Source organism: Pseudomonas sp. Pseusp88, from assembly GCF_047303955.1.
Lineage (GTDB): Bacteria > Pseudomonadota > Gammaproteobacteria > Pseudomonadales > Pseudomonadaceae > Aquipseudomonas.
Genome location: NZ_JBGLYM010000003.1, coordinates 351,601 through 365,255, shown reverse-complemented (window position 1 = coordinate 365,255; position 13,655 = coordinate 351,601). Strand labels below are relative to the sequence as shown.

The 13,655-nt window shown below is 58.3% G+C and carries 13 protein-coding genes; 10 read left to right on the top strand and 3 right to left on the bottom strand.

All coding sequences use genetic code 11. The features are described 5' to 3' along the window. Window positions 1-248 precede the first annotated feature (248 nt). Window positions 249-1,703, bottom strand: a complete 1,455-nt coding sequence (locus ACCD02_RS06190; RefSeq protein ID WP_413299459.1) for an ArnT family glycosyltransferase — start codon at window positions 1,701-1,703, stop codon at window positions 249-251. Window positions 1,704-1,904: 201 nt separating this feature from the next. Between ACCD02_RS06190 and ACCD02_RS06185 the strand changes: the two genes are divergently transcribed. Further along, the gene (locus ACCD02_RS06185) at window positions 1,905-2,921 is read left to right on the top strand and encodes a metallophosphoesterase (RefSeq protein WP_413299457.1); all 1,017 of its coding nucleotides are present in this window, start codon (window positions 1,905-1,907) and stop codon (window positions 2,919-2,921) included. A gap of 61 nt (window positions 2,922-2,982) precedes the next feature. Next, entirely contained in the window at window positions 2,983-4,545 is a 1,563-nt protein-coding gene (locus tag ACCD02_RS06180) for a glycosyltransferase family 39 protein (protein ID WP_413299455.1), read from the top strand. Between the two features lie 6 nt (window positions 4,546-4,551). Here the strand turns inward: ACCD02_RS06180 and ACCD02_RS06175 are convergent, their stop codons facing one another. After that, window positions 4,552-5,436, bottom strand: a complete 885-nt coding sequence (locus ACCD02_RS06175) for an SDR family oxidoreductase (protein ID WP_413299453.1) — start codon at window positions 5,434-5,436, stop codon at window positions 4,552-4,554. Between the two features lie 96 nt (window positions 5,437-5,532). On the opposite strand from ACCD02_RS06175, the gene ACCD02_RS06170 reads away from it, so the two are divergent. The 8 genes from ACCD02_RS06170 (at window position 5,533) to ACCD02_RS06135 (ending at window position 12,602) form a co-directional block, all read left to right on the top strand. Then, window positions 5,533-6,378, top strand: coding sequence for a helix-turn-helix transcriptional regulator (locus tag ACCD02_RS06170; protein ID WP_413299451.1), 846 nt, complete (start codon window positions 5,533-5,535; stop codon window positions 6,376-6,378). A gap of 297 nt (window positions 6,379-6,675) precedes the next feature. After that, window positions 6,676-7,527 carry an STAS domain-containing protein gene (locus ACCD02_RS06165; protein ID WP_413299449.1) on the top strand — a complete coding sequence of 284 codons (852 nt, stop codon included), beginning with the start codon at window positions 6,676-6,678 and terminating at the stop codon, window positions 7,525-7,527. Between the two features lie 4 nt (window positions 7,528-7,531). Further along, window positions 7,532-7,894 (top strand): STAS domain-containing protein, encoded by a 363-nt coding sequence (locus tag ACCD02_RS06160; protein ID WP_413299446.1) that lies wholly within the window; start codon window positions 7,532-7,534, stop codon window positions 7,892-7,894. Continuing rightward, window positions 7,891-8,295 carry an anti-sigma regulatory factor gene (locus ACCD02_RS06155; RefSeq protein ID WP_413299444.1) on the top strand — a complete coding sequence of 135 codons (405 nt, stop codon included), beginning with the start codon at window positions 7,891-7,893 and terminating at the stop codon, window positions 8,293-8,295. The genes ACCD02_RS06160 and ACCD02_RS06155 overlap by 4 nt, the downstream gene beginning before the upstream one ends. Next, window positions 8,292-9,302, top strand: a complete 1,011-nt coding sequence (locus ACCD02_RS06150) for an anti-sigma regulatory factor (protein WP_413299619.1) — start codon at window positions 8,292-8,294, stop codon at window positions 9,300-9,302. The genes ACCD02_RS06155 and ACCD02_RS06150 overlap by 4 nt, the downstream gene beginning before the upstream one ends. Before the next feature lie 25 nt (window positions 9,303-9,327). After that, on the top strand, window positions 9,328-10,170 hold the full coding sequence (locus ACCD02_RS06145) for a sensor histidine kinase (RefSeq protein ID WP_413299617.1): 843 nt from the start codon (window positions 9,328-9,330) through the stop codon (window positions 10,168-10,170). Beyond that, a complete protein-coding gene (locus tag ACCD02_RS06140; RefSeq protein ID WP_413299442.1) occupies window positions 10,160-12,103 on the top strand; it encodes a response regulator in 1,944 nt (647 codons plus the stop codon). The genes ACCD02_RS06145 and ACCD02_RS06140 overlap by 11 nt, the downstream gene beginning before the upstream one ends. A gap of 133 nt (window positions 12,104-12,236) precedes the next feature. Next, a complete protein-coding gene (locus tag ACCD02_RS06135; RefSeq protein ID WP_413299440.1) occupies window positions 12,237-12,602 on the top strand; it encodes a DUF427 domain-containing protein in 366 nt (121 codons plus the stop codon). 27 nt (window positions 12,603-12,629) lie between these two features. On the opposite strand, the gene ACCD02_RS06130 is transcribed toward ACCD02_RS06135, so the two are convergent. After that, the gene (locus tag ACCD02_RS06130; RefSeq protein ID WP_413299438.1) at window positions 12,630-13,655 is read right to left on the bottom strand and encodes an SMP-30/gluconolactonase/LRE family protein; all 1,026 of its coding nucleotides are present in this window, start codon (window positions 13,653-13,655) and stop codon (window positions 12,630-12,632) included.

The window sequence follows — 13,655 nt, the reverse complement described above, 5'->3', positions numbered from 1 at the left end:
TATCTGTTGAATGAATCGGCCCCTTCGCGAATGAAATCGCTCCCACAACTGCCCCTGTAATTCCCACAAAGATCACCCCAACCGTTCTCTCCCGCAGGGGTTTCCACTCCATGAATTACCGACCCGGCCATTTATGATTAGTATCAGCACCGGCCGATACAGCCAGTTGCTCGCACCCGCAAGGGACGGTGAATGTATCCTCAGGCTTGCGTCGAATCTGCGAGTTGTCCGCAGACTGACCACAGTGGCTAGCGACTGACGAAGTAATAGGTCCGATCTCCAACCGTGAAGCGACTGAGGATCTTGAGGGGAGGAGCGGGTTCGCGGCGGCTTTCCATAACGGCAATGTTGTCGGGAGAGGCCATGAGAAAGCTGTTGAGCTGCGCTTCGCTGGCGATGGCGTCGACAATACTCTGGCGATAAAACACGCTGGCCCCTGCCAGGCGCTCACTGGGTTGAAACAGCACCACGTGCCGACCCTCAGTGGTCAGGGCCTGAACCCTTTGCATCAGCGGTACAAACGAAAGTTCTTTGTCAGCAAGCGGTGCGAGCCAGACTGCAGCGACCAGGTAAACGCCGACAACCAGTGTCATCGCCACGATCGCCAATAGCCTTGTGTGCCGCGCCACGGATGCCGCAAGGGATGAGCGACTTGTCAGCATCATCAGTTGCTCACGCAGGACGGCCAGGTATTCGGCAGCAATGACCGCAGCGGCTGGCGCCAGTGACATCAAATACACCATACGCTTGCTCGACGACAGCGACAGCAGTAGCAGTTGCGCTATCAGCCACAAGCTGAAAAACCGCAGATATCGATCGCTCGCAAGCTGTTTGCGAAAGTGCCAGAGCCCCACATACACCAGAAGATTCCAGGGCAGGAAGGCTTCGAAAAGCCTGGCCAGATAGTAGTAGAACGCTTCGTAATGCCCGGCCTCTTCGAACGAGCCACTGAAGCGGCCTACGCTATTGGTCCACAACACTTCCCGCACGGCTTCTGCACCGCCGTCTCTGTATAGAAAGCACAACCAGACCACCAGCGGCAGGAGCGCAAGCAGGGTAAATGCCGCAGGGCGCAGCCAGTCAGCCAGGCCTAAGCGCCTCTGGAGAATGGATTCACTGAGCAGATAGGCGAAGATCACTACACCAGGCAGTGCCAACCCCAGTACACCCTTGCTGAGGGTCGAGATGACCATGCCAAGGGCAAACAGCAGCCAGGTGCCGGTCTGCCGGTGATGGGCGCGCGCGTTGACGGTGGCCTGGAAGAAGGCCAACAACGCCGTCATAACCCCCAGGGCCAACAGAGCATCTTCACCGACCTGGCGAACATTGCTCCAGAAGCTGGCGGTGGTCGCGAGCAAAAATGCCGCGCCACAGGCAATATTGACAGGGCGCCCGAACCGACAAAGCATGGCATACAGCAGCAAGAGGCTGAGCAGCCCGGCCAGCGCAGAGGCCAGCCGCACAGCGCCGGTATTTGCACCGAACACGCGAATGGCCGAGGCATCCAGCCATACACTCAATGGCGGCTTTTCCAGAAACGGCTGATTATTGAGCTTTGGCGTGACCCAGTCCCCCGTCAAATGCATCTGCATCGCAATGCCGGCGACACGGGGCTCGGTAGAGTTCTGCAACTGATGATTGCCCAGTGCTAAAAAGAAAAGCACCCCTGCGAGCAGGAGCAGCAGGAGTGGACGAGCGATCATGGGGAGGCCTCGAGGCGGATGTGGACAAAATCAGAAATAAAGCTGTTTCGGGTCTAGTATAAGTAGGTGAATGTCGAAAAGTTGTTGGCGAACGACCTCGGATCAATATAAACATTGCGATGTAACCGTCGTACTCCTGCCTGAATTAATGACAGTCTGAATCAGTACGTTTTCAGGTCACTTGAAAAGGTCAATGCGACGATGATATTGAAACTGATAAGGCTAAAGGTCGGTGGATGGCTGATAGCTGTGCTTGTTTTAATGTCGGGTTGCGCGGCCCTGTTTAATTTCATGTTCAATTCGCCACCGGTGTATACGCCGCTGGTCGATGCTGATAGTTCGCAGGTCTCGATGATTGGTATCGGGGATCAGGGCTCAGGAAACCTCAAACAGTGGCAGGTAGCCTTGGCAATGGAGCGAGTCGCCCTCCGGGACGGTCGCCTGGACATGGTGGTGTTGTTGGGTGACAATTTTTACGGTAAATCCCTGACCGGAGTACACGACTGGAATTGGCAAATGAAATTCGAACGTGTGTATTGGGGGCACTACCTGAGCCATATTCCATTTTATGCAGTGCTGGGTAATCACGATTATCCTGTCTCCAGCGATATAGAGATTGAGTACAGTCGCCAACATGCCGGCTCCGGACGCTGGCAGATGCCCGCTCACAGTTATACCAAAGACTTTGGTCGGGTCGATGGTCGTCCATTGTTGCGTATGGTTTTTCTGGACACATCGGCACCCTTGAATGAACTCAAGACGCAAATAGAGGGTCTGGAAAAGGCGTTCGATCAGGGGGAACCCGAGCCGGTGTGGAGAGTTGTCGCTGCACACCATCCCGTGCGTAATGCGGGTGGGCATGGTGAGGAGTCGCGTCTGGTCGAGCAATTATTGCCCGCCCTGCAGCGCAGTCGTGTGGATTTATATCTGTCTGGACATGATCACAACCAACAGTTGCTGCTGCGTGAAGGCGAACCGGCCTGGTTGATATCTGGCGGAGGCGGACAGACCATCGCGCCGTTGCCTGTGAATGGCGTAACGACGACGTTCACAGCGTCACGTACAGGATTCGTCAAACTCGACTTCAGTCGAACCCGGATGCAACTGAGTTTCTACGATGACTCCAGCAGGCCGGAAATGCGTTATTTTTGGGACCGTGATTGCCCCTGGTTGGCAAGGAGCTGTGTAAAAGCTGGCGACCCTGACTCGCGCAAATAGCACGTCATGGACAAAGATCCCCTTACTCGGGGGGCCAGCATCGCCCTGTGCAGGAGTACGCATGAAGTTTCAAGAATTGATTGGCCGCAAAGCCCGGACGCCGAGCCTTGCGCAGACAATCGAGCAGAGCGCTGCGGTGGCCAGGGGACTTTGGTTGATTGCTGTCCTGATGTTGGCCACCTTGACACGGCTCTACGGTTCCACTGCATCGGCGATCTGGTGCGATGAAGGGTCCAGTCTGCTGATGAGCCGGTATTCACCCTCACTGATCTGGTTTCACAGCGCTCACGATGTCCATCCCCCCCTGTACTTCCTGCTTCTGCACGTCTGGACAGAGGCATTTGGCGACAGCCTGTTTTCGCTCAGGTTTCTCAGTGTATTGCCGGGTATCGGTACGGTGGCTCTAGGCGTCTGGCTGGTTTACCTCACAGCTAACCGACGCGCAGCCTTACTGGCAGGGGTTCTATTGGCTTTGCTCCCCATCGCGGTGCGCTACAGCCAGGAAGTGCGCATGTATGCGCTGATGGGATTCTGGTTGCTGGGGGCGACCATCGCGCTGGTCTGCTGGGTGAAAAATCCGCAGCGTCAGCGCTATCTCGTCGCTTATGCGCTGCTCATGACGGCGAGTTTCTATACCCATTACTTCACCTGCCTGTGCGTGCTGTCGCACTGGGCTTATCTGTGGCTCATCCGTAAAGAAAAAGACCGCCTTGTCCTGCGGACTGCCTGGTGGATCGCCAACGCTCTCATTGTGCTGATGTACGCTCCCTGGATTCCCGGTCTGATTGACTTGTTACAGCACCCGGCAGAGCTGAAAGCCGGTGGCGACATCGGCTGGATACCGCCCGTCAGCCTTTACTCACTGCCTTCAGCCATCTGGCAGTTTCTAACCTTGAGTGACGGCCTTGAGCACAATTGGCTGGTCTATTTTTCGCTGCCATTGGTCCTGGTATTGCTGACCGGTATGGTCTGCCGATTGGACCGGGGGCCACATCGGTTTTCGGTGTTATTGGCGATCTATACGTTTCTGCCGTTGATTCTGATCTTTGTGGTTTCGTGGAAAACCCCCGTGCTGGTTGAGCGCTACCTGATGTTTTCGGCTCTGGGTATTGCGCTGGTCATGGCCATGGCGATCGAGCGTATCAGTCGACGCTCGCGCCCTCTGGCCGCGCTGGTGTTTACTCTGCTGCTTGCGGTGGAGACGGCAGGGTTGGCAAGTGATTACCGGGCAGATCCCGACAAATTCGATGTGCTGGTCAATTATGTAAACGAACACTATGCCGCCAATGACCGTATCGTCGTCAGCGATATGTTCTGGTACTTCGGTTATATCTACTACAACCGGACTGGATCGGCGCCATTGCTCTACACGCCGCCCCTGGCCAACGGTGCTTCGGGGCGCCCGAACAGCTACGGCTTTGGTACGCTGGTGGAGGATGATGCCAATACGATTTATCTAGACAGTCTGGAACAGCTGAAGCCGGGAGCCGGCAGGGTCTGGTTGCTGAGCGGCAGCGAGCCGCCTGACGATTTCACTTCCATACCGGGCAACTGGCGGCAAGTAGACTCGTTGAAAATCGGCGCCGTGCAGATTCGTCTTTATGCGATCCCCACAGCACCTTGATTGTCGCTATTGCGCCAATGCACTCAGGTCGGCCAACAGGCTCGGTCCGTTGGGTTGCCAGCCCAGTTGTTCCCGGGTCAGTACACTTGAGGCCGACATGTCACGACCGACAAAGCCGGCCAGCCAGCCAAAGTGTTCCTCGGCCTGTGCCGCAGGTGTTGAGACCACTGGCAGGCCGAGGTTGTGACCGATGGTTACGGCGATCTGGCGAAAGGCAATCCGCTCTTCAGCCACGGCGTGATAGCGGGCGCCCGGTTGGTTCTTTTCCAGCGCCAGGCGATACAGCCGCGCAGTGTCGGAAATATGGGCGGCTGACCAGTTATTGGACCCCTCGTCCACATAAGCGGATACGCCGGTTCTGCGTGCCAGCTCAATGACATAGCTGACCAGGCCTTGTTTTACCCTGTCGTGAATCTGTGCCAGACGCATCACAGTTACGTTGATGCCACGTTGCGTCAGTTCAAAGCCTGCCAGTTCCGAGGCGGCGCGAGGGTGGGGGTGTGCAGGATTGAACTGGTCTTCTGTGGCCATCTGCCCCGGTACTGATGAACCCATGGGCGTGCCGGAGGTAATCAGCAGCGGACGGTCGGAGCCTTCCAGTGCCGCACCGAGGGCGAGAATGGCTCTACGATCCTTTTGGCAGTTCTCGACGAAATGCGCAAAGTCATGGTCGAAGGCGGTGTGGATCACGCCGTCGCACTGTTCGGCGCCATGCTGCAAACTGGCCAGGTCTTCGATGTCGCCGCGAAAGGCCTCGGCACCTATGGCCACCAGAGCCTCAGCGCCCTGGTCCGAGCGGGTAAGGCCAAGTACCTGATGCCCGCCACGAATCAATTCAAGGGCAACCTGAGAGCCGACAAAGCCTGTGGAACCGGTAACAAATATGCGCATGGGTTTATCTCCGTTTGCTGAAGAGCCAGCTTGCGCTTAGGCTTTATCCTGTAAAAGTAGTGTTGTTATCAGGGTATAAGAACTAACAGGATCAGCATGCCGGACTCGTCAGACAATTTGCTCGGGACGTATCTGAAGGACTACCGCGGTCGCATCGATCCGGCGACCTTCGGCTTCTCCAGTTCGCGCCGACGCACGCCGGGCCTGCGTCGGGAGGAAGTTGCCCTGCGCGCCAATATCAGTCCGACCTGGTACACCTGGCTGGAGCAAGGACGTGGAGGCGCGCCGTCCAAGGAGGTGTTGAACCGCATCGCCGAAAGCCTGCTGATGACCGCGCCGGAGCGCGAACACCTGTTCATGCTCGCCTTCGGTCATCCCCCGGAGGTGGTCTACACGGTGCCCGCTGGAGTGACGCCGCGCCTGCAGCGTCTGCTGGATCGCTTTGAGGTCAGCCCGGCAATCATCAAAACGGCGACTTGGGATGTGCTGGCCTGGAACCGTGCCGCTGCCGTAGTGTTGACCGACTACAGTCTGTTGCCGGTGGAGCAGCGCAATATTCTGCGCCTGATGTTCTCCAATGCTCGGGTGCGGGCCAAGCAGGATAACTGGCTGAGTATGGCGCGGTTTGTGGTCGCAGCCTTCAGGGCTGATGCCATTCGTGCCGGGGCCGCCTCGCAAGTCAATCGACTGGTCGATGAGTTATGTCAGCTCAGTCCAGAATTTGCCACCTTGTGGCGCGACAACGATGTTCGTGTGCACGGCGAAGGTACCAAGCGGCTGCAGCACCCTGTGATCGGTGCATTGGAGCTTGAGTATTCTTCGTTCGCCGTAGAGGGACGACCTGATTTGAGCATGATTGTTTACAACCCTGTTTCTATTGCAGAGGAAGAGCGTATCCGTTGGTTGATTTATCGATCGGCCACCCCCGAGCCGATTTTGTAAGGTGCGTGATGAGTTCAGGGTGCAACGATTTGAACGCGTTGCGGTCGATGAATGAACGCGCGGCACGGGGCTTATCAGGGCATGACCGTAGCGATAAGTTCGCTGTAGCAATTTCCTTGGTTTCGTTCACACTGTTGTATCTTTTATTCGGCGTTTTTCGCAAAATCCCGGGTTTTTAACGGCTGGTTGCAGTGCCTTTTTCGACGTGCATTGGCTGACGAATAGTTTCTCTAAGCGAATCCAGTAACGCACGGGTATTTGCCCGATTGTGTTTGTATATCTTCAGGAGTTGTATTAATGGCTACATTGCAGCAGCGCACCATTGACGCGATGAAAAAATCCGAAGCCGCACTGGCTTCGGACTGGCTGGCCAATCTGGAAGCCAGCGGAGCCATTCGCAACCTCAAAGGCGAGGACGTCAGGCAGCAGATCGCTGATTTCCTGCAGCTGCTGTTGGCCGCATTTGTCAGCGACAGCAATCAGAACCTGTCCGACAGCGTCTGGACCGATGCGCGCCTGTTCCTGGAAAAGCTTTCCCAAAGCCGCGCCCAGGCCGGTCAGGATTCGCAGCAGACCGCCAGTTTCATTTTTACCCTCAAGGGGCCGGTGTTTGCCCTGTTGCAACGTGAATACAGCGACGGTGGTGTCGATCTGGGTGAACAACTCTGGGTCGTCTCCGAACTGCTGGATGCTCTGGGCCTGTACACCATCCGTACTTTTCAGAAATCCCGGGAAGCGGTCATCAAGCGTCAACAGGAAGAGCTGCTGGAGTTGTCCACCCCGGTGGTCAAGCTGTGGGATGGTGTTCTCGCGTTGCCTATGATTGGTACCCTGGATTCGCAACGAACCCAGGTGGTGATGGAGTCCTTGCTTCAGCGCATCGTTGATACTGGTTCGGAAATAGCCATCATCGACATCACCGGCGTGCCGACCGTTGATACCCTGGTGGCGCAACACTTGCTCAAGACCGTTACCGCTATTCGCCTGATGGGTGCTGACTGCATCATCAGTGGGGTGCGTCCGCAGATCGCCCAGACCATCGTGCACTTGGGGCTTGACCTGCAGGGCGTAGTCACCAAGGCCAATCTCGCCGATGCATTGGCGCTGGCCCTCAAGCGCCTGGGCGTTACCGTCAGCAAGGCGGTGTAGGCTGATGGAGCGCATTCCGATTTTGCAGATGGGCAAATTCCTGCTCGTCACCATCCAGGTGGAAATGCATGACCAGCTCGCGTTGACCCTGCAGGATGATCTGGCCGAGCGTATCAGCACCAGTTCGGCGCGAGGGGTATTGATCGATATCTCTGCCGTGGACATTGTCGACTCGTTTATCGGCCGGGTCATCGGCACCATCTCCGCGTTGTCACGGATCATGGACGTCGAGACTGTGCTGGTCGGCATGCAGCCTGCGGTGGCCATCACCCTGGTCGAATTGGGCATGACCCTGCACGGCGTCAGCACGGCGCTGAACGTCGAGCGTGGAATGAAGTTGTTGCACCAGCGGGTAAGTGAGCAATGAATGTACGCCGCAGCGGCAGCCAGCCGATTTTAATCGAACAGGATGTGGTCCTGGCCCGGCAGACTGCGCGCAAGCTGGCGCAGGAGTGCGGCATGCGCCTGGTCGACCTGACCAAAATGGTGACGGCTGTCAGCGAGCTGGCGCGCAACACCGTGGTCTATGGCGGCGGTGGTGATATGGATTGGCAGATTGTCGAGGACGAAATGCGCACAGGCTTGCGCATCACCTTCCGTGATGAAGGCCCCGGCATTCCTGATCTGAAGCTGGCCATGACCGACGGCTGGACCTCCGGTGGCGGGCTGGGACTGGGTTTGACCGGAGCCAAGCGTCTGGTCGAGGATTTTGAACTGGATACCGCGCCCGGTGCCGGTACGCGGATAACCATTACGCGATGGACGTGACTCTACGCAGCAGCCTTACCCAGGTTCTTCCTATCGACGACAGCAGTCAGATCGGCTATGCCAGGCGCATTGCGCAAACCCTGGCCGAACGCTGTGGGTTCGATGCCACCGACGCCGGGCGTGTCGCTCTGATTGTCACCGAACTGGCCAGTAATATCCTCAAGCATGCCGGGCGCGGTGAGCTTCACCTGCGCGTACTGCCGGGCGGGCTACAGGCCGGCGTTGAAATTCTCGCCGTTGATCGTGGACCGGGCTTCGATCCGCATGTCTGCATGGCGGATGGTTTTTCCAGCCAGGGCACTCAAGGCATCGGTCTGGGGGCGATCTTTCGGCAGGCGCAGGTCTTTGATGTCTATTCAGATGCCCAGGGCTCAGTTGTTCTGGCGCGTTGCTACAGTCGAACCGACAAGGTTCAGGACCTGCGTTTCGGCGTCAGCCAGCACTCGTTGCGCGACGACCCGGCCTGTGGCGATGTCTGGGGCCTGGCGATTGCCGGTTCGCGCATCAGTGCGTTGATGATCGACGGGCTTGGTCACGGCGAAGAGGCTGAAGCAGCCGGTCTTGCCGGTGCGGCAATATTTCACCAGGAGCCTTTTACCGCGCTGCATACACTTTTGGACGACATGCATCTGGCGATGCGCGGCACTCGCGGTGGCGCAGTTGCGCTCAGCCAGTTTGACGCCAGCGAAGGGCGGTTGCGGTTCCTCGGCATCGGCAACATCGGTGCCAGCCTGATCGATGTCGAGAAGTCCCGTGGGCTGACCTCGCATCCGGGCATTGTCGGCCTGCAATATCGTAAACCGCAGGCGTATGAGTACTCCCAGTCCAACGGGCAGTTGCTGGTGCTTTACAGCGATGGTCTGCAATCGCGCTGGAGCCTGGGTGGTTACCACGGATTGCGTTATCGCCATCCGGCGATTATTGCCGCTTTGCTGCACCGTGATTTCTGTCGTGGTCGTGATGATGTAACGGTCATGGCCATTGCTCTGGAGAGCGCACATGTCTGAATCGCCTTCCCCGACCGTTTCGGCCATGGAGTTGGAGCTGCAACAATTGCGCGCGGAAACGGCGGCCTTGCGCGACGAACTGGATGAGACCAACCAGGGTGTGCTGGCCTTGTACGCGGAATTGGATACCCAGGCGGAGCAATTGCGGCAGGCGTCGGATCTCAAGAGCCGCTTCCTGGCCTACATGAGCCACGAATTCAGGACCCCCCTGGGTTCGATCTTGAGTATCGCCAGCATGCTGAGTGAGGAATTTGATGGCCCGCTCAGCGCTGAACAACATAAGCAGGTGACATTCGTCACCGTTGCGGCGCGGGAACTGAGCGATATGGTCGACGACCTGCTCGATCTGGCCAAGATCGAGGCCGGGCGTATCACCATTTCTCCGGCCTGGTTTGACATGTTTGATCTGTTTGTCGCCTTGCGCGGCATGTTCCGGCCCATTGCCGACGCCGGGGCGGTAGACCTGATTTTCGAAGAGCCCGAAGGCCTGCCGCGGTTGTACAACGATGACAAGAAGCTGGCGCAGATCCTGCGCAATTTCATCTCCAACTCGCTGAAATTCACCCAGCGTGGTGAGGTGCGGGTCTCGGTACGCATGGAGGGCGAGCAGCAGGTGCGGTTTGCCGTCAGTGATACCGGCATCGGCATTCCCCAGGAAATGCACGGCGCGCTGTTCGAGGACTTTTCACAGATCGATTCCCCCCTGCAGAAGCGTCTGCGGGGGACCGGCCTTGGGCTGTCGCTGTGCAAGCGCTTCGCTAACCTGATCGGCGGTAGCGTCGGGCTCGAGAGTGAGCCCGGCCGGGGATCTACCTTCTTTGTGGTCATCCCGTTGGCGATTGCTGTGGAGTCGAGCGATGAGTCGTGAACTGCAACTGCTGATAGTCGATGACAATACCGCGACCCGCTATGCCCTGCGCCGTCGGCTGGAACGGCATGGTTTCATTGTCAGAGAGGCGGGCACCGGCACTGATGGCCTGGAAATGCTTGCCGAGCAGATGCCGGATGCACTGATTCTCGACATCAATCTGCCGGACATGAGTGGCTTCGATATTGTCCGCCAGCTGCGTTCCGACCCCGCCACCGCGCTGCTGCCGGTGGTGCATGTTTCGGCTGCGTCGGTGCAGAGCGGCGATATCGTCACCGGTCTGGAAGCCGGGGCCGATGCCTATCTGATCCATCCGATCGATCCCGATGTGCTGCTGGCGACGTTGCGCACGCTGCTGCGTGTGCGTGACACCGAGTGGGCCTTGCGCGAAAGCGAAGCCCGCTTGCGGGAGATTTTCGTCAATGTCTCCGCGCCCATCGCGGTGATCGATGAAGAGCTCAGGGTGCATGAGTGCAACCATGCTTTTACCCGTCTTCTTCACGATGAACATGCCCAGGCCTCAGTGCTGCATGCCTTTGCGGACAATCAGGATCTGATCGTTCAGGAACTGCGCGAACGCCTGGCCGTCGGAGAGCGCTGGAAGGGGACGTTGAGCATGCGTGTCAAAGGCGAGGTGCGTGAGACCGAGTGGCAGATTTCGCCTTATCGCACTCCGGGCTTGAGCCTGGTATTCGTCGAGGATGTCACCGAGCACCGCCTGCGCGAGCAGTCGCACTTGCGCCAGCTGGACAGCATGAACCATCAGTTGGCCCATGAGGTCGCCGAGCGGGAGCGTACCGAAGCGCAGTTGCTCCAGGCACAGAAAATGGACGCCATCGGCAAGCTCACCGGGGGCATCGCCCATGACTTCAATAACCTGCTGACGGGCATCATCACCGGCATCGAACTGATCAAGAGGCGCACCCGAGACGGCAACACGGAAAAGGTGATGCGTTATGCCGACGCCGCATTGGCATCCGCCATGAGCGCGGCGGGCTTGACCCACAGGCTGCTGGCCTTTGCCCGTCAGCAGCCGCTGGACACCCGTTCGGTCGATATCAACGCCCATGTGCAGTCCCTGGAGGATCTGCTGCGCCGCACCATCGGCAAAGGCATCGTGCTCCAGCTCGATCTCACCAGCAAGGCGTCGATTGCCCTGGTCGACTCCAGTCAACTGGACAGCGCGATACTTAACCTGGTGATCAATGCCCGGGATGCCTTGCCTCAGGGCGGTACGGTGCTGATAAGTACCTATGCGATGCATTCCCATGGCGATGCGAAACTGGCGGATGGCGCGTATGTCGCCCTGTCGGTCAAGGATGATGGCGTGGGCATCGATCACAATGTCATCGACAAGGTATTCGACCCGTTCTTCACCACCAAGCCCCTGGGGCAGGGTACCGGTCTGGGGCTTTCGACCATCTACGGTTTTGCCCGCCAGTCCGGCGGGGATGTGCATATCCGCAGCCTGGTCGGGCACGGCACCGAGGTGACGCTGATGTTGCCGGCCGGCACCCAGTTGCCTGTGGTTGCAGCGCCTGTGTCCGATATTCTTCAACCCGGCGCCGGGGAACACATCCTGATCGTCGAAGATACGGCGTCGGTGCGCATGTTCGTCAACGAACTGCTGGTAGACAATGGCTACTGCTGTACCCAGGCTGCCGATATCGAAACGGCTTTGGCGATTCTCAAGAGTGATGCCCCAGTTGATTTGCTGCTCAGTGATGTCGGCCTGCCGCAGATGAACGGCAGGGAACTGGCGGATCTGGCCCGGACCTGGCGTCCCGGATTGCCGGTACTGTTCATGACCGGCTATGCGGAAAACGCCGTCAACCGCCAGCATTTTCTGGGTGAGGGCATGGACATGATCATCAAGCCGTTCCAGCTCAATGCACTGCTCAAGTGCGTGAAGAATATTCTCAAGAAAAGCTGAGGGTCGGGTTGGCGTTTGTGTTGGAACTGGATTTTTTGCAAGGGCTGCTGAAGCACGTGGGCAGCCCGTTCGCAAACTGAACAAGGAATTTCCGTTCGCCCAACGGCCAACCCACGTTACAGGAGTCACCATCATGAAAGTGCCAGGCCCTGACCATCCCATCACCATCACACCTGCCGAAGAGCTGATCGTGGTCAGCTTTCACGGTCAGGAAATCGCCTGTTCCAGGCGGGCCCTGGCCCTGACCGAGTCGACCTATCCGACGGCATTTTACATTCCGCGGGAAGACGCACGAATGGAGCTTTTGAGCGCCTCGGAGCATCACACCTATTGCCCGTACAAGGGCGAGGCCAGTTATTACAGTCTGGCCGAAGTCGCCGGCGACGGCTTGAACGCGGTGTGGAGTTATGAGGCGCCGTATCCGGCCATGGAGCAGATCCGTGGTCATCTGGCCTTCTACAGCAATCAGGTGCAGATCGTCAGGACGCCGCTGACCTGACGCTATCTGCTCCCATACCTCCTTGTTTTATTGATGGGAGTACAGCTTCAAGGCCTGGGCAAAGCCCTGTGCCTTGAAGATGGCGCTGCCTTCTCCCAGGTCACCGTCACTGGCCACCAGATACACCTCGTTGGTCTCCGGCTTGAACGCCAGGCTGGTAGAGCGCAGGTAGTGGCCGTTCTCGCGGCCGGGGATCAGGATCTGGCCGATGGGCAGGCCATTGGGGTTGAGCACCAGTACGCGGCCCTGACTGTACATGGCCACGTACAGATTGCCGTCCTGATCGACGCGCATCGAGTCCGGGGAAGGGCCGTTGAAGCGGTAGACCACGGCCTCGCCGAAAGGCGCAATGGTGGTGGCGTCTTTCAGCTCGATGCGGTGCAGCAGGCCGGTGGCGAATTCCGTGACCCACAGGGTTTTGCCATCGGGCGATAGGGCGATGCCGTTGGCTATGGCCAGGTTGGGCAGGATCGGCACCACGCGCTTCCCGTCGGCAGGCACGTAGTAGACGCCACCGCTCGGCTGGGTCGAGGTGCCCTTGAAGTCGGTGAAGTAAAAGCCGCCGTTGCTGTCAAATACCAGGTCGTCGACCAGGTAGTTGCTGTTGGCCGGGATGATCACCTGCTTGCCCGAGCCATCCGCCTTGTAGGCGGTCAGGTTGCCGGTGTCCTTGAAGTTGCCCAGGCCTGCGACAAATAATCGGCCATCCTTGTGAATGGCCAGGCCCGCCGAACCGAGGGCGTTCTTCGGCACCAGGGTGCTGAGCCTGCCTTGTGGGTCGACCTTGAGCACCTGGCCGCCGAACACCTCGACCAGCAGCAGGTTGCCGTCGCGGTCGAAGGAGGGCCCCTCCAGTTGCAGGGCGCCGTCCGAGACCTTGATCCAGCGTCGGGCGGTTATCGTGGGCAGGTCTCTTTCCGCCCCGGCGATGCCCTGCAATTGTTGGCCCTGCGCAGGATAGACAAGGGCCGGGAGTGGTTCTTCGGCGTAAGCGGTGACCGCCTGTGCGGCGAAAACGAACAGCATTGAAGCCAGCAGATGGTTTTGCATCAT

Bases quoted from the DNA above. Each gene is read 5' to 3' on its own strand.
- ACCD02_RS06190 (WP_413299459.1), bottom strand. From the start codon at position 1,703: ATGATCGCTCGTCCACTCCTGCTGCTCCTGCTCGCAGGGGTGCTTTTC.
- ACCD02_RS06185 (WP_413299457.1), top strand. From the start codon at position 1,905: ATGATATTGAAACTGATAAGGCTAAAGGTCGGTGGATGGCTGATAGCT.
- ACCD02_RS06180 (WP_413299455.1), top strand. From the start codon at position 2,983: ATGAAGTTTCAAGAATTGATTGGCCGCAAAGCCCGGACGCCGAGCCTT.
- ACCD02_RS06175 (WP_413299453.1), bottom strand. From the start codon at position 5,436: ATGCGCATATTTGTTACCGGTTCCACAGGCTTTGTCGGCTCTCAGGTT.
- ACCD02_RS06170 (WP_413299451.1), top strand. From the start codon at position 5,533: ATGCCGGACTCGTCAGACAATTTGCTCGGGACGTATCTGAAGGACTAC.
- ACCD02_RS06165 (WP_413299449.1), top strand. From the start codon at position 6,676: ATGGCTACATTGCAGCAGCGCACCATTGACGCGATGAAAAAATCCGAA.
- ACCD02_RS06160 (WP_413299446.1), top strand. From the start codon at position 7,532: ATGGAGCGCATTCCGATTTTGCAGATGGGCAAATTCCTGCTCGTCACC.
- ACCD02_RS06155 (WP_413299444.1), top strand. From the start codon at position 7,891: ATGAATGTACGCCGCAGCGGCAGCCAGCCGATTTTAATCGAACAGGAT.
- ACCD02_RS06145 (WP_413299617.1), top strand. From the start codon at position 9,328: ATGGAGTTGGAGCTGCAACAATTGCGCGCGGAAACGGCGGCCTTGCGC.
- ACCD02_RS06140 (WP_413299442.1), top strand. From the start codon at position 10,160: ATGAGTCGTGAACTGCAACTGCTGATAGTCGATGACAATACCGCGACC.
- ACCD02_RS06135 (WP_413299440.1), top strand. From the start codon at position 12,237: ATGAAAGTGCCAGGCCCTGACCATCCCATCACCATCACACCTGCCGAA.
- ACCD02_RS06130 (WP_413299438.1), bottom strand. From the start codon at position 13,655: ATGATGCAAAACCATCTGCTGGCTTCAATGCTGTTCGTTTTCGCCGCA.